The 23,703-nt window shown below is 44.7% G+C and carries 26 protein-coding genes and 1 tRNA gene; 13 read left to right on the plus strand and 14 right to left on the minus strand.

Annotated features, from left to right (window positions below):
- The first annotated feature begins 10 nt into the window (after positions 1-10).
- Positions 11-931, plus strand: a complete 921-nt coding sequence (cofD, locus tag ACR3I3_RS04475; RefSeq protein ID WP_440953366.1) for a 2-phospho-L-lactate transferase — start codon at positions 11-13, stop codon at positions 929-931.
- Positions 932-1,223: 292 nt separating this feature from the next.
- Here cofD and ACR3I3_RS04480 read toward each other — a convergent pair whose 3' ends face one another.
- A complete protein-coding gene (locus ACR3I3_RS04480) occupies positions 1,224-2,381 on the minus strand; it encodes an ABC transporter permease (protein WP_440953367.1) in 1,158 nt (385 codons plus the stop codon).
- Between the two features lie 44 nt (positions 2,382-2,425).
- Entirely contained in the window at positions 2,426-3,538 is a 1,113-nt protein-coding gene (locus ACR3I3_RS04485) for a hypothetical protein (RefSeq protein WP_440953368.1), read from the minus strand.
- 99 nt (positions 3,539-3,637) lie between these two features.
- Between ACR3I3_RS04485 and ACR3I3_RS04490 the strand changes: the two genes are divergently transcribed.
- The 8 genes from ACR3I3_RS04490 (at position 3,638) to ACR3I3_RS04525 (ending at position 10,582) form a co-directional block, all read left to right on the plus strand.
- A complete protein-coding gene (locus ACR3I3_RS04490; protein ID WP_440953369.1) occupies positions 3,638-4,330 on the plus strand; it encodes a DNA alkylation repair protein in 693 nt (230 codons plus the stop codon).
- Between the two features lie 119 nt (positions 4,331-4,449).
- A complete protein-coding gene (locus tag ACR3I3_RS04495; RefSeq protein WP_440953370.1) occupies positions 4,450-5,304 on the plus strand; it encodes a protease inhibitor I42 family protein in 855 nt (284 codons plus the stop codon).
- Between the two features lie 458 nt (positions 5,305-5,762).
- Positions 5,763-6,182 carry a DUF7344 domain-containing protein gene (locus ACR3I3_RS04500; protein WP_440953745.1) on the plus strand — a complete coding sequence of 140 codons (420 nt, stop codon included), beginning with the start codon at positions 5,763-5,765 and terminating at the stop codon, positions 6,180-6,182.
- A gap of 298 nt (positions 6,183-6,480) precedes the next feature.
- Entirely contained in the window at positions 6,481-7,209 is a 729-nt protein-coding gene (locus ACR3I3_RS04505) for a hypothetical protein (protein WP_440953371.1), read from the plus strand.
- A 173-nt stretch (positions 7,210-7,382) separates the two neighbouring features.
- Complete coding sequence (locus ACR3I3_RS04510) at positions 7,383-7,850, plus strand: signal peptidase I (RefSeq protein WP_440953372.1); 468 nt, start codon at positions 7,383-7,385, stop codon at positions 7,848-7,850.
- Positions 7,851-7,863: 13 nt separating this feature from the next.
- Positions 7,864-8,349 carry a hypothetical protein gene (locus ACR3I3_RS04515; protein ID WP_440953373.1) on the plus strand — a complete coding sequence of 162 codons (486 nt, stop codon included), beginning with the start codon at positions 7,864-7,866 and terminating at the stop codon, positions 8,347-8,349.
- A 4-nt stretch (positions 8,350-8,353) separates the two neighbouring features.
- Positions 8,354-9,385, plus strand: a complete 1,032-nt coding sequence (locus ACR3I3_RS04520) for a signal peptidase I (RefSeq protein ID WP_440953374.1) — start codon at positions 8,354-8,356, stop codon at positions 9,383-9,385.
- Positions 9,386-9,484: 99 nt separating this feature from the next.
- The gene (locus ACR3I3_RS04525) at positions 9,485-10,582 is read left to right on the plus strand and encodes a DUF5305 family protein (RefSeq protein WP_440953375.1); all 1,098 of its coding nucleotides are present in this window, start codon (positions 9,485-9,487) and stop codon (positions 10,580-10,582) included.
- 81 nt (positions 10,583-10,663) lie between these two features.
- Here ACR3I3_RS04525 and ACR3I3_RS04530 read toward each other — a convergent pair whose 3' ends face one another.
- On the minus strand, positions 10,664-11,584 hold the full coding sequence (locus ACR3I3_RS04530; protein WP_440953376.1) for an ATP-grasp domain-containing protein: 921 nt from the start codon (positions 11,582-11,584) through the stop codon (positions 10,664-10,666).
- Positions 11,585-11,729: 145 nt separating this feature from the next.
- Between ACR3I3_RS04530 and ACR3I3_RS04535 the strand changes: the two genes are divergently transcribed.
- Complete coding sequence (locus ACR3I3_RS04535; RefSeq protein WP_440953377.1) at positions 11,730-12,071, plus strand: DUF3795 domain-containing protein; 342 nt, start codon at positions 11,730-11,732, stop codon at positions 12,069-12,071.
- A 63-nt stretch (positions 12,072-12,134) separates the two neighbouring features.
- Here ACR3I3_RS04535 and ACR3I3_RS04540 read toward each other — a convergent pair.
- The 9 genes from ACR3I3_RS04540 to priS all read right to left on the minus strand — a co-directional run bounded on the left by ACR3I3_RS04540 (position 12,135) and on the right by priS (position 17,666).
- Positions 12,135-12,253 (minus strand) — tRNA-Ser (locus tag ACR3I3_RS04540).
- A 51-nt stretch (positions 12,254-12,304) separates the two neighbouring features.
- Positions 12,305-13,528, minus strand: coding sequence for a TIGR00375 family protein (locus ACR3I3_RS04545; RefSeq protein WP_440953378.1), 1,224 nt, complete (start codon positions 13,526-13,528; stop codon positions 12,305-12,307).
- A gap of 9 nt (positions 13,529-13,537) precedes the next feature.
- A complete protein-coding gene (locus ACR3I3_RS04550) occupies positions 13,538-14,311 on the minus strand; it encodes a proteasome assembly chaperone family protein (RefSeq protein ID WP_440953379.1) in 774 nt (257 codons plus the stop codon).
- Positions 14,304-14,549, minus strand: coding sequence for an RNA-protein complex protein Nop10 (locus ACR3I3_RS04555; protein ID WP_440953380.1), 246 nt, complete (start codon positions 14,547-14,549; stop codon positions 14,304-14,306). Before ACR3I3_RS04555 ends, ACR3I3_RS04550 begins: the two co-directional genes overlap by 8 nt.
- The gene (locus ACR3I3_RS04560; RefSeq protein ID WP_440953381.1) at positions 14,482-15,279 is read right to left on the minus strand and encodes a translation initiation factor IF-2 subunit alpha; all 798 of its coding nucleotides are present in this window, start codon (positions 15,277-15,279) and stop codon (positions 14,482-14,484) included. Before ACR3I3_RS04560 ends, ACR3I3_RS04555 begins: the two co-directional genes overlap by 68 nt.
- 11 nt (positions 15,280-15,290) lie before the next feature.
- Positions 15,291-15,467, minus strand: a complete 177-nt coding sequence (locus tag ACR3I3_RS04565; protein ID WP_440953382.1) for a 30S ribosomal protein S27e — start codon at positions 15,465-15,467, stop codon at positions 15,291-15,293.
- Between the two features lie 5 nt (positions 15,468-15,472).
- Positions 15,473-15,751: a 50S ribosomal protein L44e gene (locus ACR3I3_RS04570; protein ID WP_440953383.1), complete on the minus strand. Its 279-nt coding sequence runs from the start codon at positions 15,749-15,751 to the stop codon at positions 15,473-15,475.
- A gap of 15 nt (positions 15,752-15,766) precedes the next feature.
- Positions 15,767-16,504 (minus strand): DNA replication complex subunit Gins51, encoded by a 738-nt coding sequence (locus tag ACR3I3_RS04575; protein WP_440953384.1) that lies wholly within the window; start codon positions 16,502-16,504, stop codon positions 15,767-15,769.
- Entirely contained in the window at positions 16,494-17,666 is a 1,173-nt protein-coding gene (gene priS, locus ACR3I3_RS04580; RefSeq protein ID WP_440953385.1) for a DNA primase catalytic subunit PriS, read from the minus strand. Before priS ends, ACR3I3_RS04575 begins: the two co-directional genes overlap by 11 nt.
- Positions 17,667-17,810: 144 nt before the next feature.
- On the opposite strand from priS, the gene rqcH reads away from it, so the two are divergent.
- Positions 17,811-19,808, plus strand: coding sequence for a ribosome rescue protein RqcH (rqcH, locus tag ACR3I3_RS04585; protein ID WP_440953386.1), 1,998 nt, complete (start codon positions 17,811-17,813; stop codon positions 19,806-19,808).
- 47 nt (positions 19,809-19,855) lie between these two features.
- On the plus strand, positions 19,856-20,899 hold the full coding sequence (locus ACR3I3_RS04590; protein WP_440953387.1) for an mRNA surveillance protein pelota: 1,044 nt from the start codon (positions 19,856-19,858) through the stop codon (positions 20,897-20,899).
- Positions 20,900-20,913: 14 nt separating this feature from the next.
- On the opposite strand, the gene ACR3I3_RS04595 is transcribed toward ACR3I3_RS04590, so the two are convergent.
- Positions 20,914-21,810, minus strand: coding sequence for a DNA integrity scanning protein DisA nucleotide-binding domain protein (locus ACR3I3_RS04595; protein ID WP_440953388.1), 897 nt, complete (start codon positions 21,808-21,810; stop codon positions 20,914-20,916).
- Positions 21,811-21,932: 122 nt separating this feature from the next.
- Here ACR3I3_RS04595 and thpR point away from each other — a divergent pair, with 122 nt between their 5' ends.
- On the plus strand, positions 21,933-22,478 hold the full coding sequence (gene thpR / locus ACR3I3_RS04600; protein ID WP_440953389.1) for an RNA 2',3'-cyclic phosphodiesterase: 546 nt from the start codon (positions 21,933-21,935) through the stop codon (positions 22,476-22,478).
- Positions 22,479-22,571: 93 nt separating this feature from the next.
- Here thpR and ACR3I3_RS04605 read toward each other — a convergent pair whose 3' ends face one another.
- A complete protein-coding gene (locus ACR3I3_RS04605) occupies positions 22,572-23,600 on the minus strand; it encodes an FAD:protein FMN transferase (protein WP_440953390.1) in 1,029 nt (342 codons plus the stop codon).
- Between the last annotated feature and the right edge of the window lie 103 nt (positions 23,601-23,703).

The following is a 23,703-nucleotide window of genomic DNA, read 5'->3' on the forward strand; positions in this document are numbered from 1 at the left end:
GAGGCTTTGTATGATCGTATTATCAGGTGGAACAGGAACTCCCAAATTGCTCGATGGTCTAAGACATGTCATTCCTGAAGAGGATATCACAGTGGTCGTGAACACGGCTGAGGATCTCTGGGTATCAGGAAATCTGATAACTCCTGATATTGATACTGTACTCTACCTGTTCTCTGAAAGGATCGACAGGAGCAAATGGTGGGGTGTCAGGGAGGATACTTTCATCACACATGAGGCAATGAAGCTTGCAGGTCACGATGAGGGGATGATGATAGGCGATATTGACAGGGCTACTCACATCATGCGTTCTGAACTCTTAAGGAATGGTATGAGCCTTACTGAGGCTATCCGGAGCATGACTTCTTCATTCGGGATCCGTTCCTGTGTATTGCCAATGTCCGATGATCCTGTATCTACAATGATAACAACACCTTCGGAGAGGGTCCATTTTCAGGATTTCTGGGTGAAAAACCATGGTGAACCGGAGGTGCTGGAAGTATTGCAGGACGGCATTGAGAGTGCATCTATCTCTCCAGGTGTCCTTGAGGCTCTTGAGATAGAGGATGAGGTCCTGATAGGTCCCAGCAATCCTATAACAAGTATTGGTCCGATCATTTCCCTGCCAGGTATGCGTGATCTCCTCAAGAGGAAGAAGGTGGTGGCAGTAAGTCCTATCATAGGGAAAGAACCGATAAGTGGCCCGGCAGGTAAACTCATGTCTGCACGTGGATTTGATGTCTCATCTGTTGGTGTTGCGGAATGTTACGGTGAAATACTTGATGCAATGGTCCTTGACATACGGGATGAGGCGGCAGGGGATGCTATAAAGGATATGGGGATTGATGCCTTTTTTAAGGATACTCTGATGAGATCCGCAGATATTAGTAAAGGCCTTGCAGAAAATATTGTTGACATTTTCAGTAATATCTGATGTCTGTATCTGATATCTGTGTGGGATATACAATTAAAACTCAATGTAACGGCGTTAACATCATCCAAAAATCAACAATCAGTTCAAAACCAGTATGAAAGGTGGTATGAGCGGGTTGGGGAGTGGGGGTACTTGAAAAGAAATTAGGGTCCCGCTCATTACGCAATGAGTACTATTTTGTAATTGTATATACAGGTTGCGGTATGGAATGTTTTCAGGGGTATTTCTCCTCTAACACCCAACATTTTAAAAGAAAGTAATCCCAAAATCTAGCACGACTATTTATTTATTGTCAATGTGTTGAAATTGCCTCTGCCGGATCCAGTCCGGATGCGCGCTGAGCAGGATATACACCTGCTATGAGATTAAGTACAAATACTCCGACAACAGTTATAAGTATATCTGTCGTACGTATAAACACAGGAATTACCTCAAGCTCATAAAAGCCTGCAGGCACCGGATAACTTCCTATTGCTAGGGCTATGGCTATTCCAATTATTGAACCTGCAATTGCACCTATCAATCCCAGTATTCCGCTTTCCAGAATGAAGATCCTGCGTATTGCGGAAGCTGTTGCTCCCATGGCCATCAGAATGCCTATCTCCTTTACTTTTTCCATTACCACCATGTTCAGTGTGCTGACAACTCCGAAAGATGCTATGAGCAGTATCAGTAAGAGCATTATATTATTGGATGTTGTTTCAATTTTGATGGTCTGAAGGATCTCAGGATTCGTAGTCGTCCACCCTGATGCTTCATAACCTATCTCCTCTATCTGTTTTGCGATCTTTGTATCATCATTGTAGTCTGCCAGGCGGACGTTGATCACATTGACAGCATCACCAATATCGTAGAATTCCTGTGCCGTATTGAGGGATGTGTACGTCAGGATATTGTCAACAGGTGTTCCCGTATCAAATATGCCTGTAACCTCGTAGGATGCAGGGTTTGCTGTAGGGAAGTTCACGGAGATCTCATCACCGACCTTCACATCAAGATCCTCTGCAAGAGCATCACCGATAACGATTGTGTTCCTGGAATGTGCCAGCATATGAAAGTCTCCTTCGGTCATGTCATTTGATATATGGGAGACCATATCCTCTTTTTCAGGGATCACTCCTCTCATCAGTACATTGATCGTATGCTCCTTGTACTGAAGAGTTGCTTCCCCCTCAAGTGCGGGCGAGGTGGCTGTCACCCCCTCCATTTTCTCGATCTGCGGGATTATGCTGTTGTAAAAATGGATGTATTCTTCGTCCTCATCAGGAGTTACAACCACATGAGGAAGGTTTTCAACTGTGACCTCATATATCTCGTTTGTGAATCCTGCCATAAATGCGTTCGAGACCACAAGTATCATGACCGCTATCCCTATGGCACTTATGGATATGAGGGTTTGACGGCGTCTGCTTTTGAGATGTCTCAGTGCAATGAAAAGCTCATATGGCATTATTATGACCTTTGGATGATCTTCAAATTCTATCTATAGTCACTTTATCTTATGTTCCTTCGACGGAGCACGAATCCAACAGCTGCAAGAACGAGAACTGCCTGGGTTATAAGGAATGAAGGGGAACTGTTGTTCTCTTCAACCACTTCAGTGATGTCATTTGATATGGTCACACTCTTTTCCACATCGATCATCGTTTCCTGTATATCAAGAACATCCCCGTCATTTCCTATTATCTCTATCACAAGCCTGTATTTGCCTTCCCGGAGCCTGTTCTCCCAGATTGCCTCTACTGTCTCATCGTCTCCGGTAAGAAGTATGGGTGATCTCATGATAACGGATTCAACAACATTCTCTCCATCATGATCATATACCGTGAACCTGACGTAACCGTCAAAAGGCACCTGTGATCCTCCCTCTATAGTGGCACTGGCACCGATCTCATCCTTGTATACATCTGTGATCTTTGCATCGTCCATTGAAGAGAAACTGTCTGTTACAACGATAGCGTTCACTTCATCGGACGGCCTGACCTTTACAAGTCCGGTATATTCCCTGTTGTTCAACAGAAGTGTGTTCCATCTTTTATGAACCGTAAGCGGGGTTGTGTGTATAGATATCTTTTCATCCTTTGCAAGGTAGATAACATCAGTACCGTCCACAAGCATGTAATCAATATCCACAAGGGTTGCTTTCACCGGTCGTATGACCGCAGTTACGCCCTCTGAATTTGCAATAGTGCCTTCTATCACAACCTCGGGGATCACCTGCCTTCCATGTACAAAACCGTATTCTTTGGATGCTATTTCCTCTTCATTATTGAGTAGCTGTACAAGAACCTTATAGGCACCGTCTTCACTGGTCTTCACATTCCATCTGATCACCTTGATCGTTCTGGAATTCGCATTGATCCTGTCAACGTTTAATGTTTCCCTGTCGATGATCCTGTCCTCATGTACAAGCTGTACATCTATTACAAGATCTTCTATTGTAGAAGAGGATGTCAAAGTAATATCACAGGTATCAATGGTGCTGTATATCTCAGTGATATTGCCCTCTGTTACTGCATCATCTCCGGTTTGGGCTGCTGCAACTGCTGTTGCTGCGAACAGTATTATCAGAATGCAGATCGCTGTTCTTCCCATTAACCCTCTCATATCGTACCCCCCTTCTTGCCTATTAAAAAAGTATCCTCTAATAATATTTAAAAAGCATACACTCCATCTCTTATATGAGGAATGATGGGAGTTTTTCCTGTGGGTACAACAAAAGAAACCTATGAAAGGATCATAAGCAAGCTGGAAGAACTGAGCGATCCTGATGCTATAGAGGGAATGGCAAATTTCTGGATAACTCCTGAGAAGTGCTATGGTGTATCGATACCGGAGCTCAGAAAGATCGCAAAGGATGTCGGAAAGGATCACAAGCTGTCTCTCATGCTGTGGGATGCAGGATACAGGGAGACGATGATACTTGCTTCCATGGTGGATGATCCAAAACAGGTGACTGAAGGGCAGATGGAAAAGTGGGTGGCGGACTTTGATTACTGGGAGATATGTGACCAGTGCTGCATGAACCTCTTCCAGAAGACCCAGTTTTCCCGAAAGAAGGCCATCGAGTGGAGTTCCCGGAAAGAGGAGTTCGTGAAACGTTCGGGATTCGTTCTCATGGCCAGAATGGCTGTGGCGGACAAAAAGGCAGAAGATTCCGTTTTCGAGGAATTCTTCCCCCTGATCGAAAAGGGGTCAGTTGATGCCCGGAATTTTGTGAAAAAGGCTGTCAACTGGGCATTGAGGCAGATCGGTAAACGCAATCCTGAGTTGAACAGAAAAGCTATTGAAGTTTCAGAGAAGCTGGCCGGATCGAATGTTGCCAGTGCAAGGTGGATAGGCACTGATGCACTGAAAGAGCTTACCAGTGAAGCTGTGCAGAAACGCCTGATCAAATGATATCATTTACTTCAATTCGATTCAAATTCGTTAGTTGATGACTTCAAATTATTTCGTAGCTTAAGTAATGGATATATGTCTGCGAGTCATTCATCTGAATAGATTAGGAGAAAATTATCATGTCAAAATATACGAGTATGGGCATTCTGGTCCTGATAACTATTGTAGTGGTTACTGTAGCTGCTTTTTCAATGGGTTGTACTGAAAATGGAGATGTGGATCTAACAGACGATGTTGAAATTGTAGAGTCTGGATTCTTGTTCACTAAAGCTTCGAATGGCAGTGATGTCTCAATAGAACAGAATGGGATCATTGTTCTGAAGCTGGACGAGAATCCCACAACAGGTTATTCCTGGAATCTCACGGTCCCTGAAGGTATGACCCTGGTGGGCGATGAGTTTGTGATCGCTCCAGATGATGAAGGTCTTGTAGGTGCAGGTGGCGTTCACGAATGGGAGCTTCAGGCAGATTCCGAAGGAACTTATGAGATATTTGCAATTTACAAGAGATCCTGGGAGAACATTACAGGTGAGGAGGACACTTTCATGATGACTGTAAATGTCCTTGCTTCAGGCGAACATGTTGATGACAGCACTGATGTCAGTGACAGGGATGATGCGATCACAGATGGCGATGATATCGAATACATCATCCGTGATGCTGTGGTCGATGATATTGATATCCTTATGATGGAATCATTCCCATTGCAGGTAAGTGTGATTGCTACAGGTTATGTCTCCGATGGATGTACCGTGATCGATGAGGACAGCATTGAGGTGATCAGGGATGGAAATACCTTTGACATATCACTGAAGACCAAAAGACCCGCAGATGCCATGTGCACACAGGCACTTGAGCCCTATGAGGTAAACATCCCTCTGGAAGTCTATGGTCTGGAAGCAGGTGTCTATACAGTGGATGTGAACGGAGTGACTGACACGTTCGAGTTCACTATGGACAATGTGATCGAGTGAGGTTCGGGGAGAATCTCTTATTTTTTATTTGATCTTTCTCTTACTTGCTTTGCAAGAACGGTTTCTCTTTTTTAGCAATTGGAACTCTGTGTTAAATCGCGTCTTCTCGATCTATTTATGGTATTATGTTTCTGTTAACAGTGTGAACAAAACCGTAATGTATATGTATCGCTCCGCACCTAAATATTAAATACAGTTTGTAAAATTTGTTTATATATGTACGACTTTATATTTGTAAATCTGTGAAAATCACATGCGGTGGATGTGTTAAATTCAACGTTTCATAGAATAGATCTCAATGAGGATCTTTCATTGTGTCTGTTGAATAATATGGGGTGTGGTGTATGAATTCAGATCGTGGTGGGCTGAGTTTCAGCGACGAAGGGTATGCATAGCTATGTAAAAGTGATATCTTCTCTATTCTTCAGAATGATCGTAGAAGACATGTTCTGGAAATACTGAACTCTAATGGAAGCAGTAGCTTGCGCTCCATTTCGGAGGAGATTGCACAAATTGAGTCAGGGAGTCCTACTCCTGAAAGCAAAGTAAGAAAGAGTATATACGTGTCTCTGCTCCAGACTCATCTGCCTAAGATGGAGGCTGTAGGTATTGTAAGATACGACCGTGAGGAAGACTGCGTCGAGCTTATGCCTGCGGCCAGCAATTTCAGTGTTTACCTGGAAACTGTGGATAACGGAGATATTCCCTGGAGTCACTATTACGTTGGTCTCAGCATTGTAGCTTTATTTGGCAGCCTGCTCATATTTTCCGGATTCTTTGAGTTTGTCTCTGCAATACAATGGCTATTTTTCATAGATATGTTGTTCCTCATCTCCTCTGTTGCCCAACTTGCCCACATGAAAAAGATCCATATTTGAGTGATCTTCTTCAGATACTTTTCCATATTTAGAGGTATTCCCACATTAATCCTGTTAATGAATTATTACCTCTCCTTCTTTTTACAACTCCTCTTGATACCAGTAATTCTTCATTAACCACTATATCTGCCCGGTAATCCGCCAATAACTATAACCAAAAAAATCCTTCTCGTATATGTCGATTGATCGATGGGGCAACGGGGGTTCCCCGGAGATTCATCTGTTCGATCCGGCTGGAAACATTGCAGAGATCCTGCAGGTTTCTGATCTATAAACAAAAGAAATTAGGTGGTACGATATGATAAACAAAAGTGTATTTTTAAGCCTTCTTGTAATCGGCGTGGTGGCAGCCTCAGCCGGTACAGGAACATGGGCAGTAATCAGTGACACGGATTCGAGTGAAGGAAATACAATTACTACGGGAATGATCGACCTGGAAGTTAATGGTGGAGGTATTCTTGATGGAAATGATGAAGTTATTCCTGTGCCTATTTTGGTAGAAATACCAGACATGAAACCAGGACGGGAGTTTGTTGTTACAAAGCAGTTAATGCTCCACAATAATCCTGGTTATGTCTCACTATCAATTACAGATCTTGAGGAAGATGGTGGAGAACTATCCGAGCCTGAAAAAGAGTGGGAAGAAGCCCATCCTGGTTCTGAAGATTGGGGAATTGGCGAAGTTATAGTCTTTGACCTTTCGTACCGTGTAGACACTACAGGTAACGGCGTTATTAATGAGAATGATGCCCCCGCAGTTGTAGTTGTCGAGTACGCCGATTATGAACGTCTTTTCACTATGGACAGGGATGGTGATGTATTTGCTCTTGGTCCTGATGGAAACGCTGCAGAACTTCCAGCCGAAACATTGATTGAAGTTTATCAGAGCTTCCACATGAATGAAGAAGCAAAGAACTGGGTTCAGGGAGACACCTGCACTTTCACCGAGATATTCTATGCAGAGCAGCTTGACTATACTGGAGAAGAACCTACCTATATTGGTCCTAATCTTGTAGACGATGATTAAATAAGCGGGTTCTCTCCCGCTTTTTCCTTTTAGGGGATAAAACAAAGCTGATTTCACTTGGATGAACTGGCACTTATGTCTTTTTCACAGATGGATTATAGGTGATTTTATTAGATATGATCGTGGAGGTCACGTTGATCCAAGAATGCTAATCATAAGGCATAATTAAAGATATGAATGTTATAAACACCATAAGCACAATGCTGGTTATCATTGTGACCATGCCGATGATATTTACCATGGTACCGATGGGTCCGGTTCATTTCATGACTGTAACTGGCTTTAGTATGGAACCGACCATAACAGCCAGTGACATAATCGTAGTGACGGCAACAAACAGTCAGGACCTTGCCGTGGGTGATATCATATCCTATCGACATCAAGTTGACACGCAAAAATATATAGTAACTCATAGGATAGTGAGTGTGGCAAATGGGGGGTACAGGACAAAAGGTGATGCATGTGCAGAGGCAGACAGCTACATTGTAGCTCCCGGAGATGTAGTGGGCACAGTGCGCTTCAAGATCCCTTTTCTTGGCACTCTGGTACATTTTGCAGCTACAACAAGAGGTCTGGTCACACTTGTAATTATGCCTGCCATCATAGTTATAATTCTTGAAATACGTAATTCTATAAGGTAATGGGGGTTTTGGGATGAAATATTTCATTAAGATATTTCTTTTTGGGGTATTGGTAATTTCGCTAACGTCATTTGGTGGTACATTTTCATATGTTAATGATAGCGATTGTAGTTTAGGTAATTCCATAACAGTGGGGGTATGGGGGGATCAGGCTGATTATCTTGAGGTGAATGTTCCTCAAAGCAGGGTCACTGATGATCAGGATATGATCGATATCAGTTTAGGAAATATTGGTGACGAAGAAATTGTAATTGACAGGGTCCAAATTGGGTGGAACATCACCGAATCGGATTCTAGCAACGTCATAGATATTATGGTAGGTGGCGAACCCTTTTTCAGTGGAAGTGTGAGCCATGGGGAGATTATTGATGGTGTTGATGTTGCCATTGGTCCTGAGAACTCTTTCCAGGCTCTATTCCTGTTTGTCACACCGGTGTCTGGTCCTATCGACATCTATTTTATCATGGCTGACGGGTCCAGAAAATGTATCTTAATGTGATATCATGAAGAAAAATAACACCTGCCTGGCAATGCTTTCCATCCTTATCTTAATTGTAGGTGTTACTTTCGTGATTCCTGTCATAACTGGCGCCACTCAGGTTCTTATAGTGCTGAGCGGAAGCATGGATCCTGTGATGCGGCCAGGTGACATGGTGGTTGTGAAGTCCATTTCCCCTGATCAGCTCGAAGTAGGTGATGTCATAGCCTACAATGATCCTGGTGGAGACTCTGATACTCTCATTACTCACAGGATCCTATCAATTGAGGAAGGGGAAGAGCGTGTCTTCCAGACGAAAGGGGATGCCAACAAGGGTCAGGATATATACACAGTCCCTGCGTCCAAACTTGTGGGTAAAATGGTCTTTGTCATACCATTTGCAGGTTATTTTGTGGAGGCGAGCAAGGGTTCTCTGATGGTTTTGATAACAATCATACTTCCAGCTTTTGTTCTTATTATGGATGAAGTTAAAAAGATCATCCAGTACAGTAATTCAGTCACTGCCAGGAAGCTGGAAAGGGAAAAAAGAAAGCCTGTAAGAGCCAGACCCCATATAGTGCATGGCAGGGTCCTTGGAGGGGTAGTATTGACAACCTTGCTGGTTTTGATGATGCTTGTTGCTCCCAATCTGGGTGGGAACGGGAATACGAACCTTGACGGGGAATACGTCTTCAGGAATGATGGATACCTGTCGTCCGTTTCAGTAATAACGCCGGGTGATACTACTGAGGTAGTTAATATCGAATCGTGGTATTCGGTGTTACCTCCAGTGAGCGAATCCCTTGTAAAGACCACCTCTGATCCAATGAGGGTGGGTGTGACATCGGTGCCGTATGTTCTGCCGGTTCTGTGGATAATTCTATTGGCTCAGGTAAATCCATATCTTCCTGTCTTCTTCATTGTAGTCCTTTATTCATCTCTTGCTGTAGTCATTTCCATGCCTTTATGGTTCAGGAAAGCAAGAACAAAAAGTCAAAAGAGGTATTTGATTATTCGAAATATGTCACGAAGGCTGAGAAAGCTTCAATTCATTTAATAGTTCATTTCCTATAGTAATTACAAATATCAGTAAATTTGTATGTTCAATCACAAGTATTGTATGTCATTGCAAAACATTAAATTTGGGGGAATTTAATTGAATGTAACATATCTTAAGATCAGGAATCAGGTTGTGCAGAACAGCAGGATTGTATATATCGTTCTGGGTGTACTCATTATTCTTTCGATAGCCTGGACCACCTCGACAGTTTTTGAATATACTGATGATCAGTACGAAGAAGTGGAAGTTGTAGCTTCTTCATATACTCATTCAGCCAATTACGATTATATTGCTCCTGTAACTCTTTCAAATCCGCTATATGCCAAAGGTGAGATCCTTGATTCCGAACATCCCGCATACTTCTTAAGTGTGTCTCCTACCATGGATGTCTTTTTCACGTATGCACTTGAATCAACAGATCCAGTGCAGCTGGATATAGATTGTGATACTTTCCTGATCGCCAGCAGTTCCGGTAATGTGGGGGCAGAGGAAAAGGTATTCTGGCAGAAGGTGTATCCTGTATCCACCACTCCACTCAAGAACGGAGAAGATGGGGAGTTCTCATATGAATTTTCTCTGGATATTCCTGAGATTCAATCCAAGGTCAAGGATGTGCAGGATGATATTGGTTACTCCCAGGGGACAGCGATCGAAGTTGTCACATATGTCAAATATGACGGTAAGGTGGACGGAAAGAATATCAAAGGAGTAGAAGAATTCAGTATGCCTCTGGTCATAAGCTCTTCTTATTATCAGATCCCCGGTGACCTTGAGTTCAGGAACACGGTTGAAAACTATGAAACCATGTATGTGAAAAGATCACCATCCATCTCAGGGCTGTTAGGTCCTATTCTGTCATATATTTCGGTCATGGTCATGATCTTGCTACTCGGTATGGTCAGGAAACAGGGAATGGTCCCTTCTTCACACATCAGGCGTCTGGAAGTGGAAGTTGAGTATACCAAGTTCAATGATTTCATTAGTAAAGGTGCTTTCCCTGCTGAGGCGGTTTCCATGGTGGAAGTGAATGTAGCTTCTCTTCAAGATCTTGTGGATGCTGCCATGGACATGGATGCAAGGGTTATCCATGATCCTCAGAAGAATATCTATTTCATGATCCACAGCGGTATCATCTACAGGTTTGATAACGTTCATAGTGTGTATGATATTGCTGAAGATGAAGCAGTAGCATGATCTCTTACAAAATGGTCGACTGAGTTATAAGAATCTCTTTTCTTCTCAGTTCAGTTCTTCCATTTTTTTGTCTAATTCTTCTTATTCTTCATCTTCCGGGAACATTCCGAGCCTTACCCGGATGAAGTCATACATTGCCTGTGCGATGTCCACGTCACAGCAGCTTTCCACTCCTTCGAAACCAGGTGATGAGTTCGCTTCACAGACCTTGAAGTGTTCCCCGTCAAAGAGAAGGTCAATTCCTGCGATGTCCAGTCCGAAGACATTTGCAGTCTCAGTGGCCAGCCATTCTATTTCCGGCGTCATCTCAAAGGACCTGACCATTCCACCCCTTGAGAAGTTGGCCTTGAAATCCCCTTCCGGAGCCACTCTTTCCATGCAGGCAACAGCACGCCCTCCGATTATCATCACACGAAGGTCACGCCCCATGCTGGATTTCACGAATTCCTGAATTATGAAGTTAACATTGCTTCTTGTTGAACGTATGAGCTCCATCAGGTCTATGAAGTTGGATCTGCTCTCAGAAAGGAACACACCGCTTCCCATTGAGCCTGAAAGTGCTTTTACGACCAGCGGGAATCCAAATTGCTCTTCTACAAGATTGACATCTATCGGATGCTTTGCAAGCATTGTCTTAGGGAATGCGATATCCGCTTCTGCGAGTATCTGCTGGGAGTATAGCTTGTCCTTTACCGTATCGATACTGTGGGATGAGTTGAATGTGTGGACGCCAAGCCTTTCCAGGTGCCTTATAATGGCCAGTGCGAAATATGAGGTCTCAGCCCCCATTCTGGGTAGCAGGAAATCAGGGAGAGATACGATTTCCCCTTCCAGAAGAACACTTTTCCTGTCATCCCTTGTGACAATAAGCTCGAACTGCTCAGGCCTGACAACTCTCATCTCAATATTGTTCTTTTCAGCAACGTCAAGAAGCCGGTTGATCTCGTAAGTTTCAGGTTTTAGCTCCAGTTCGGAATGTTTGTACAATATCCATCCTTTCACTTTCTTCGCCTCGTTTTTCAGTAGGAAGCAGCCTTTAGGGGTATCTGGGATATAAGGTATTTGGCAGAGCTGTGGAAGGTAATCTATTAATAAGCATATCTTTAAAGGATTATAGTGGTGATCCGGAGTTAAGGGGTGAGGATAAATGTCTGTAATTGAGATAGGTTGCTGCGGTGCCTACTGCAAGACCTGCAAAGAATTCCTTAATGGTTTATGCAAGGGTTGCAAGCTTGGCTATAGCACCGGAGAACGGGCCATCAACAGGGCGAAATGCAGGATGAAGCTGTGCTGTTTCAGGGACAGGGGGTATGAGACCTGTGCCGATTGCCCGGAGTGGGAATCCTGTGATATAATTCAGGAGTGGTACAGTAAAGGCTACTCGCGCAGGAAATGCAGGGAATCAATTGAGTTTATCCGAAAGGAAGGTTATGAGGAATTTATCAAAAGGGCTGATAAGTGGAAGAACCATTACGGGAAGCTTGATTGAATTTAATGAGGGTTACTTTTCTCAAAAACAAGCTTCAATATTAAAATTGGGGTCGTAATAAGACGCCGGGGTTGGGATTTGAACCCAAGCACTCCGTTAGGAGAAACAGGTCTCGAGCCTGCCGCGTATAGACTCCGCGGCTGTAAATTCACCGTTGGATTAGTCCGCTCTGCCACCCCGGCATTGTTGTTTCTGAAGGTGTTTATGGCTTATATAGGTGTCGAAAAAGAGGGTCAGAAGTCGAAAAGGGAGCTCTGGTTCTTTGGTTTTGGTGGGTCTGCCTTTGGCTTGTTTTCAGGGTCTAGTAGCTCTATCCGGCCGTACTGGCCTCCGCCTCCGGGGTGGATCATGACCTCTCCGTTTCGGAATGCCATTATCGCATCGACTATTTTCGGATTGACAATATCGAGCTGTTCCGGTTCTGCGTCCAGCAATACTGCGACCTCGTTGCCGAACTTTTCCACAAGGCTTTCCCATGCGGTCTTTACCCCTTTGGTGGTGATGCTGGCATGGCCAAGTGCCATCATGATGATCTCTGCAAGGGGTGCGATGTGGATGTAATCCGGTCTGTGGTCGGGATGTAGCGGTTCTTCCAGATCAGCGAGCTCGTTCACCCTGTCGCACACGCCTTTCTTGACCTGTCCCCTGCACTGGGGGCAGCGCCAGTTGTTCTGAATGGCTTCTTTTAGGGTGTAGTGGGTGAAGCACTTGATACATGCGGATTCGTTGTACTTTCCTTCTTCAGGGAAGAATCCGACGTTCAGGGTTGCCTTGTAGTCTTCCTTGCGAAGGATCGCTTTTTCCAGTCCTTCAAAATCGATCGATGGAACTTCTAATCGGGTGAACTCACGTGCAAGTTTGTTGGACCAGGGGGAATGTGCATCCGAATTTGTCAGGAAGGTCAGCCTGTGAAGTTCGCTGATGCGGTCCGCGTAATCGGTATCTGCGCTTAGTCCCAGTTCCACGAAGGAGACGTAGTCTGTGAGGTCCCCATAACAGCTTTCCAGCGAGTCATGGTATGCATACAGGGCTGTCCATGGAGTGAATGCATGGCAGGGTCCGATCAGTGCACCAATGTCTTTTGCTATCTGCGCTATCTCACAGCCATCGAGTTTTACTGTGGGGCGGCCATCCACAGCAAGGTCTGCGTATTTTGACATGGTCTCTGCCAGCTCCTCGGCCTTCGAGATGGATGGCAGGATCAGGAGGTGATGGACGCGGTCCTTGTCCTCGATCTCAGTTGTAGGTATAAAATAAGTTTCATTGATGAGAATGGTCTCATCATCCGTAGCGGCTGACTTGATCTCATCAAGCCATCTTGGGTGAATACAGTCGCCTGTTGCCACAAGGTCAATACCTTTCTTCTTAGCCTCTACGGCAATTGCTGGCAGCTCCATCTTGTTGGAGCATGCCATGGAATATTTAGAATGGAGGTGGAGATCAGCATTGATCTGCATTTTCCCACCTTATCCGATGTATCTCAGATCTTCTTCAACGGCAGTATCTCTCAATACGCCTGGTTGCTGCTGTTTTGCTTCCATAAGGTTAGCAACGATCTTTTCCATGTCCTTTGCACGCTCTTCAAGTTCGGTCACATCGACCTCTATGTTAATGAGCTTGCTTAGGATCGCAAGCAGTGATTGTGCACTCTTCGGATCAACGAGATATCCGGAGGTAAGTCCCATAAGACATGCAGCTTTCATATCTGTGAACTTGCTGAGTCCAAGTATAAGTCCTGATGCACCGACGATGCCCCCTCCGGGCTCGCTGGCTTTGAACGTAACACCGTACTCTTTCAGTTCCTCCACGAGTTCGGGATCGTTTGCAGCACCCATTACCTCATCGATATGTTCCAGCTTGCCAGTGGGATATCCTCCGAGTGTGTATATCTTTGAAACACCCAGCTCGTCGGCAAGTTTGAGGTAAATTCCTGCAAGTTCATAGTGACCGTCTGTAGTTGTGCTCTGGTGGTCTCCTCCAAGAAGTACGAGGTCTGTTTCACCGCCGCTGTATATGTATATCTCGTTATTGACAAGCTTGACGGTACTGTCCTCGTTTACCATTACCTGTGGCGGAAAATGAGGGGAATATATCTCAAAAACCTTTTCAGCTTCCAGCTTTTCGACCAGATGGTCTACAACAAGTTTTCCAACATGTCCAACCCCCGGAAGCCCTACAAGGAAGATCGGGTTGTTCAGCTGGATATCATCTTTAAGGCGAACCACGGTTGTTTCACGCATGTTCCATTTCTCTCCTTTTGGATATTCGGCGGTATTTGCCATATGGGTCAAGCGGTGAAAAACGTGCCGGAAGTGGATTTCCCGAAGGGTTTCCACATGCCGGGCAGTTTTCCTTCAATGTGTAAATATTGCATTGAGTACACTTTCTGATCTTGTATCCCAATGTAACATCACGCCTTTGATGATTCGATATGTCGGTGGAAAATTCCTTTTCCTCCCTTCTTCTCGATATAATCAATAGCTTTTTCAGAAGCTTTCTTCAAAACGGATTCTGCAGTCTTGTAATCAGGTGCAATGATCTTTATTCTGTATCTGGGTGCACCTGTGTACGTGATGTTGATCCTGACTTCTTCCTCTTTGATCTTGGAAGCTGCCTTCAATGCCTTCTTGATTATCTCGATACCGTCCGGGTTGTTGGAGGTAAGGTCCACGTATCCTGCGATGTCTACGAATGGAAGTTTAATGTTCTCTTGAGCGATCTCGACTATCTTTTCGGCGAGCTTTTTGCTGATGTCGATCCCTTCAAAAGCTTCCTTCCCGCTGATAGCAGCTTCTTCAAAACCAGTGTAGCAGCTTCCGAACTCTTCCATGAGAATGGATCTGACCTCTTCCATCTTCTTGGGGCTGGTCTTTGTGTCCTCGGCTACGAACTGGAGCCACTTCTCAGCTTTCTGTTCGTTCTTCCAGTCCTGGATCTTCGCACGCTTCTGATGTTCGTTGACATCCTTTAAGGACAGGTCTATGTGACGTCTGGTAGGGTCTACGTCCAGCACTTTGCAGACGATCTTCTGTCCTTCCCTGACGTAATCACGTACGTATTTTACCCATCCTGCCTTGATCTCGGAGATATGGATGAAACCTTCCTTTCCTCCATATTCCTCAAGAGTGGTATAGGCCCCAAAGTCGACCACATTCTTTACAGTACAAACTACGAAGTCGCCGCTTTCTGGCCAGTTGTTATTATCCATTCTACACCACTTTATTCAAGTACTTCCAGGATATGTGTTGTGATTGTTGACTTTCCGCCGGTTGATTCTGCGAGTGTCCTGCCGCATACCAGACAGGTTACATTGCGGCTTGCACTGCCGAAGATGACCTGCTCGTTGGAGCAGTCATTGCATTTTACGCGTAAAAATCTGCTTTTTGGTTGTGCCATTTTTATCATTCCTTAAACTCGAATTTCTTTGCTCTGAAGCATGGTCTCTGGTGTGACTTGTTGCACTCGGCGCAGCGGTATTTGAGCTGTACTCTCTTGGTTGGCTTGTCTCCTCCAGGAACCTTTGAGAACTTTCCACTGTTTCCGATGCCTGATTGCCTCTTCTTCTGTCTTGCAATGTGTGTCATGGACGATGCTTTGCCTTTCTTGACTTTCTCTGCAATGTGTTCAGTGTGCTTTTTGCAGGATGGGCAATATGTTCTGAACCTCTTTGGGATTTTCATTATTTACACCTTTTATTAATTCGAATCGTTTATTTTTGTGATAAGATGAGCAGCACCTCGTTTTACCAGAACATTTGCGTTCATTGCCGGTAAAACAACAACATCTTCTGCTTTGGTAGTATAATTCCGATTATCTACAGCATTAAATGTCGGTAGGTCTTTCAATATTCGGACAACAAAGTACTCTTCATTTATATTCCTTTTGGGTATCTCCGGCTCATCCACATTGCTCTCCTCTGTATGGGCCCGGGATGTTGCTGCTCCTTGTGACGTTTGTTCTATTATTTTATCTTCTGTATCATGTTGTGGGTAATGTTGTGGGTTTTGATCATATCCCGTCGCTTCCTGCTTCTTAACAGGGGTTGTCATTGATGCAGGATCAAGTATCGGCTCCAGCAACTGATTCCTTGCGACCTGTATCGCTGAAAGTGTTGCTTCGTATACCGTCTGTTCTGCGGGAAGTAACTTGTCCAGGTCCTGTCTTGGTGAACTGCTTGAGAATGCATTTGATGTGGCCCTTGATGTTATCTTTCGTATCCTTCGAATAAATATGGTCTCCACGTCATTGATAGCACTCTGGAGCTCATCCTCAAGTATCTTCGATTCAGCAGAACGCGGGTTGTTGATCTTCCGGATCTCGTCTTCAAGCTCATGGATATACTCGTCCACCATTCTGTAGAATCCGGGCGGCAATGACCTTAAGGCGGAACTATTTTCTTCCCGGAGTATATTCTTTAGCTCATTACGGTCCATATTCTGCTGCACCTCTGCACATCAGGTACACTGCTGCGTATTCAGGTAATTCCTGTGTACCCTCCTCAACATAGAGGTCATTACCCTTCATTTGTACTGCAAAAGGCTTTATCACTTTTAATTTTACCGGCTTGTCCGAGAACACCACAGCATCTGTCAGCGGTTCGAAGTTCTCAAGCTCGGATATGGAAAGCGACGTGACTTTCATCCCTGATTTTCCGTGAAGTGATCCTCCAAGGCGTATTAACCTCTTTATGTCTCCTGTGACCGGCTCGTCCACGCTTGCTGACATGTCGTTGACTGCCTGCAATGCAAGGGTCTGTATTATATCCTTATTGACTTTTGAAAGGGCTTCCATGTTCCCTCTCCTCAGCAGTTCGACCTGACCTTCATCCCTTAATATATCTACCATTTTCTCCGCGGTCTTTTTGCCTATACCTTTAAATCCGGTGAAAAGTTCTACTGCATCTTCCTTGGCTGCGAGGTCGGTAAGATAGGATACCAGATATCTGTTTATCCTTCCTCCCCATCCTCCTTCGCTCTCGGAAGACAGCATGTTCATCTTTGCGTTCTCGCTTCCTGCATCACCACTGACCGATTTCTTGTAGAATATCCGATCAAGGTTAAGTCCTCTTCCGCTGATATAGTCCACGATCTCTCTTCGTTCTGCACTTTCAAGGGTGCGTACACGCGGGTCTTCTATATGGAAATGGTATCCTCTTCCTCCTGAGAAGACTGCCCTTATATCATCTTCATTGAATCCGAAGTCGTTTATCAGGAAATCATACAGTTTTAATGTCTCTTTTTTGACATGGTCGAGCATCTCGGAATATGAATTTGGTGCACCTGGGATGTGGTCTGCATCAAGGTCAAAGATGAGGTCTGCTTCCAGCCAGTGTTTTTCCTTCATGGTGGGTGCACTGGGGTAGGTGTAGTATGCAACGGAATGGTATGCATGTGCAGGTGCCATGCCTGCCATATATTCTTCTACCTCACCTGTGGATCCGAATGACTTATGTCTTCTCATTACCGTTTCCGGCATCTCGTCAAAAGATATGAATCCCCACTCACGGGCTTCCAGCCTGGAAGGGATGTGTATCTGTGCCGTCCTGTAATATTCCTGGAACTTCGATTTGAGGAAATATTTTGTCTTAAAGTTCATTGCCTGTTTCCTGATGATATTGTCTGCTTATCGCGACTCCAGTTATTTGATGTTTTAATCCTATTTCTTTATTACTTCAATTTGCGTAACTTGCGTTTACAAATATGGATAAACCTTAAGTCAGGTCGAACGCTATAAGCATCTATGAAACAGGAGATGACGAGCGCAGATGTGGCTGCTCTTGTATCCGAACTTGGTAATGTTGATGTTGAAGGTTCCCTTATCGATGCAAAGATCGGTAAGATATACCAGCCTGTTCCCGGTGAGATCAGGATCCATCTTTTCATATTCGGAAAAGGGCGTGACAATCTGGTGATAGAGGCAGGCAAGAGGGCTCACATGACCCAGTATGTGCGTCCAAGCCCCAAGATACCTCATGCATTCCCCATGTTGCTGAGGAAGCACATTATGGGTGGCAGGATCACTTCTGTTGAACAGTATGATTTTGACAGGATCATTGAGATCGGAGTGATCCGCGGTGGAATTGAGACCATACTTGTGTGTGAGCTGTTCGCAAGAGGCAATATTGTTCTTCTCGACAGCGACCGCAGGATCATCCTGCCGATGAATCCGGTGACCTTCAGGGGAAGGAGGGTTCGCAGCGGTGAGATATATGAATATCCGGAAGCCCAGTTAAGCCCTCTTGATGTGGAAGAGGATGCGATGGCTGAAGTATTTGCATCCTCTACCTCCGATATTGTCAGGACCATAGCTACAAGGTACAATCTTGGTGGTGTTCTTGCAGAGGAGGTCTGTCTCAGAGCAGGCATTGACAAGAGCAAAGCAGCAAAGGAGGCAGGTCATGATGATGTGCTAGCTCTTTGTGAAGCTGTGAAGGTCGTGTTCTCTCCTATAACAGAGAAGCAGCTGAAACCATGTATTGTCAAAAAGAAGGTCAAAGATGGGCTTGAGGCAGTAGATGTCATCCCTCTGGAACTTGAGCAGTATTCCTCCGATGAAAAGGAATTCTTCCCTTCCTTCAATAAGGCCCTTGATGAGTTCTTCGGGAAGAAGGCATCTGAGGAAGTGATCGAGCAGGTAGTTGCCATTAAGAAAGAAAAGGTGGATGTCTTTGAAAGAAGGCTTCGCAAACAGGAAGAAGCTATCAAAAATTTCGAAAAGGATGCAAACAGGCTCACCACCATTGCAGAGAAAATATATGAGCACTACCAGAACATTGAGGAGTTGCTTTCTATTCTGGAGAATGCACGTGATAAAGGCTATTCCTGGGACGAGATCCGTTCGATCCTCAAAAAGGCAAAGGATGACCTTCCTGCGGCACGCACCATCGAGAGTATCGATCCTGCAGAAGGTATCATTGTGATGGATCTTGATGGTACCAAAGCAAGCATAAGTATTCGCAAGACCGTTCCACAGAATGCACAGATCTTTTATGATAAGGCCAAGAAACTGACCCGAAAACGTGAAGGTGCCCTGCGTGCTATCGAGGATACAAAGATCGCAATGCAGAAGAAAGAGAAGAAGATGTCCAATAAGAGGAAAGCTTTCTTCAAGAAACACTGGTATGACCGGTTCAGGTGGTTCTTTTCTTCAGATGGGTTCCTTATTGTTGGAGGAAGAGATGCGGATACCAACGAGGAGCTTGTGAAAAAGTACATGGAGAAACGTGACATCGTGTTCCATACCCAGGCTCCCGGAGCACCTATCACGATCATCAAGACCGAAGGGAAGGATGTTCCTGAAACGACCCTTGAGGAAGCTGCAAGGTTCGTGGTATCCTATTCCAGTGTCTGGAAATCCGGCCAGTTCAGTGGTGATTGCTACTGGGTGAAACCTGAGCAGGTCTCAAAGACACCCGAATCGGGAGAATACCTGAAAAAAGGTTCTTTCATCATTCGCGGGGAGCGTAATTATTACAGGGACGTTCCTGTAGGTGCTGCTGTAGGCCTGGAACTTGGTGCCGAGACCCGAGTTATCGGAGGTCCGGTATCAGCTATACAGAACTCCGGCAAGTACGTCGTGGAAATTGTTCCTGGTAAGTTCAACCAGAACGATATTGCGAAGAAGGTCTATCGTATCTATGTGGATGAACTGAAGGACCCGTCCTTTGTCAAGCAGATAGCATCTCCGGACATAATTGCAAAGAGGCTGCCTCCGGGAGAATCTGATATCAAGAAATGATATCCGGTAAGTATGGATATATGACCGTGTAAATTGTTGGTATTATCATGAGAGTAACAAAAAGAGAACTGAAGGGAAATAAGGAAGGTGAGATCGCTCTTACTCCGGAGACACTGGATGATCTATGGCACCTTAAATATATCATCGAGAAAGGTGACCTTGTATTTGCTCTTACCAAAAGGAAAGCAGACTCCGCCACCGACAAGCTCCGGCCGGAGAAAGCTGAGAAAAAGAATGTGAGGCTTGGCATCAGGGTGGAGGATCTTGAGTTCCATAAGTTCTCGAACCGCCTCAGAGTACACGGTCTTATTGAGCATGGTATGGATGCCGGTTATCATCATACTCTCAATATAGAGGAGGGTACAGCTCTTTCTATAATCAAGCACTGGAAAAAGGACCAGGTAGAGCGTGTGAATGAAGCGGAGGCTGTTTCCAAAAGGCCAAAGGTCATTATCGTGGCTATCGAGGAAGGGGATGCAGACATCGGTTTTGTCCGCCATTACGGTATAGAGGTGTATTCTCATATCCGTCAATCGACCGGTAAGGGTGAGGGGACACTTCGCGAGGTATTCTTCAGCAGCATCCTGGACCAATTGATGCATGCCATGTGCGGCACAGAGTCGGTGGTAGTTGCAGGCCCGGGTTTTACCAAAGATGACCTGCTGAAGTACATCTCTTCGAAGGACCCCGAGCTTGCAACCGGTATTCTGGTAGAGGACACATCTTCAATAGGTATGTCCGGTTTTCAGGAAGTCCTCAAAAGGGGGGCAGTTGACAGGATCATGGAAGAATCCCGTATTGCAAGGGAATCCTCGCTGATGGACGATCTTTTAAAAGAAATGGCCCTTGGGGGGAAGGTCGCATATGGTATGGATGAGGTAAAAAAAGCCATTGATTATGGTGCCGTGGAAACACTTCTGATAGCTGACGAGTTGCTTAGGCTTGAAAGGGAAGAGGGCAACATCGATGCCATGATACAGGAGGTCGAGCATGCACAGGGTACAATGGTGGTATTCAGCACGGAGTTCGAGCCGGGGCAGAAATTACATTCTCTTGGTGGCATAGCAGCAATGTTGAGATTCAGCATCTGAAAAATAAGTGGCCATCAACGCTTTTGCCTGGTGCTGCCCAGTGCAGGTCTTTCGATGTAGTCCAGGCAAAGTAGTTCTTTCCCGTCCATATATACCCTGACAGTACCTCCTGATTCGGATATTGTCACTGCTATTGCAAAAGTGTCCCTTGTGATGGCGGCTGCTGAGACATGCCTGCCACCAAGACCCTTTTCAATGTCGATGTCCTTTGCATCAACATCAAGGTATCTTCCTGCAGCATGGACCAGGCCATCTTCCGATATTACAAAAATTCCATCAAGAAGGCCAAATTCCTTGATAGACTCCCAGTTCTTTTTATCCAGTATATCCCTGTGTTCGTTCTTATGGCCTGCATAGGGGTTGAGTATCATCTGGTGGGAACGCTCCATGACCTCATCGGTGTCTCCCAGTATAAATGCAGTTCCGATCTTGTGACCTTCCCTTCCGCTTGCGGCAATATCAAATGCAATTGTAAGTACCGCACGCATGACCTCGGGTTCTATCCTTTCCTCACATTCCTGAAGGACCCTGATAAGCGGGCTCTGTGATATCTCATGTATCACTATTGCGCTTGATTCCTTTGTCTGGATCAAGCCGACTATTGTGCCTTCCCTGAGCTCTCCGATTATATGTTCGATAGCTGCTGCCTCTTCGATATATTGGACATTCCCTGATGTTTCCCTGTTTATGGGCTCAATGATCTTCTTCAGGTGGTCACCTTCATCACCGGTGTCGGAGATCAGGTTATCGATTATACTTTTCTGTCGTCTGGTCACATAATATATGGGGATGCTGGTCTTAAACTCATGAAGATCAATGTCTCCGGATACTATTATGGCAGGAGCTTCCAGCTCTTCAGCTATTTGGACCGCGTGTCCTGCCAGTATTTTTGTTGTAATGTTAGTATCCATGCATTCCCTCTGATATTTTGTATGATTAATTATGGTAATAATCGATTATATATATTATCTATATCGGATCACCCTCTTCCTCAACAGTATCATTTAACAGCTATATCCTCCATCTTCTTTATATGGCCAGAATATTTGTTGCAGTCGATCTGCCGGAAGAGTTCCGTGATGAGGTCCGTGGCATACAATCACGTTTTTCCGGTCTGAAGTTGAAATTGGTTGATCCTGAACTTGTGCACGTCACTATGAAGTTCATCGGAGAGGTAAAGGATCCAATGGTGTCGGAAGTTGCAGAAGCATTGGGGGAAGTGGAATGCAAGCCTTTTGATGCTTTTATTGGAGGTGTCGGAGTTTTTCCAAACCCTAAAGCACCAAGGGTTGTCTGGTTGGGTGCTGAAGGTAACTTTGAGGTGCTCCATGATGAGGTAGAATCATGTCTCTCAAAGTTCCGGTTCAAGAAGGATCGAAAGAAATTCACTGCACATGCCACCCTTGCGAGAATTAAATTTATGCCTTCAGGTCAGAGGGAGGAATTCCTTGAACTGCTAGATGAGCTCAGTGATATTGAAATTGGAAACATGGTGGTTGACAGGATAAGTTTAAAGAAGAGCACTCTCACACCGCAGGGTCCGATATATGAAACTCTTCATGAGGTCATGCTGAAATGAAGAGCTATAGTCTCTCTTTTTCAATATCGCTCTAAAAAAGTGGAGGAATGTGATCGGTTGATCACTATTCCTTTTATTATTCCGGTTCTGTCTTTAATTGGTTGTTGTCTCGTATTCTGCAAAGCCTTCTGAGCGAAGTATCCTTTTGTCAGATGTTATGATCAGGCATTCAACACCTTCAAGGGATTCGATGAGTTGCAGTCCTTGCTCTTCCCCGAGCACGAAAACAGTAGTTGCCAGAGCGTCGGCATCCATGGTCGTTTCTGCAATTACTGTTGCACTGATCAGTTCGTTCACCGAGTATCCTGTCCTTGGATCTGAAATGTGGGAGACCTTTGCAGCATCACTGAAATAGCGCTCGTAGTTTCCGCTTGTTGCAACGGCCATATCTTCAAGCTGCATTACTGTAATGAAATCCCCTTGCTTGTCAGGATTCTGGAGTCCTACTGTCCAGTGACTTCCATCAGGTTTTGTACCAATATACCTGCCATCTCCTCCGGCATCAACAAAACAACTGGTTATGCCTTCTGAGATCAGTACTTCTACAGCCTGGTCAACAGCATATCCTTTTGCTATTCCTCCAAGAGCGATCTTCATTCCCGGTTCCATTGTGATATTATTACCTTCGATATCGATAGTTCTGTAATCAACAAGTTCAAGGGTTGTGTTTATCTCTTCCTGGGTAGGGGGCTGATATGTTCCGCCGGGACTGAACTTGCTAGCCCAGAGGTCGAGTATCGGCATGATGGTGATATCAAATGCACCCTCGCTTATCTCTGAGAAATATGTCGAGCGCTCAACAACATAGATCAGGTCAGGTGAAGCTCCTTCCAGTTTGGACTGTTCATTAAGGATGCTTGCCTGGCTTTCGTTGCTGTAAGTGCTTAGGATACTATCGGTATATGCGACTCTTTCAAAAGCTTTATCAATAGTATGTACCGCGTGTTCCCCGTCAGAATCATAGATCAAAATTGTAACTGTAGTGTCCATTAAGCTGCGAACATCAGTATAAACAATTTCATTCTGTTCAGGAAAACCACTCTCCTGCTCTTCATATAATGCACTGAATGAAACCGTAACTATAACGATTAATACTATCAATAGAACTGTTTTATTGTTCATGCCTTAGGGATGGATATGCTTAATATTAAGCTTATTTCGAAACCTATAAATATTGACAATCAGTGATTCTGGCAAATAAAACAGTCTACAGATGTTAATTATT

Origin of the sequence: Methanococcoides mangrovi, from assembly GCF_052057775.1 — an archaeon.
GTDB lineage: Archaea > Halobacteriota > Methanosarcinia > Methanosarcinales > Methanosarcinaceae > Methanococcoides.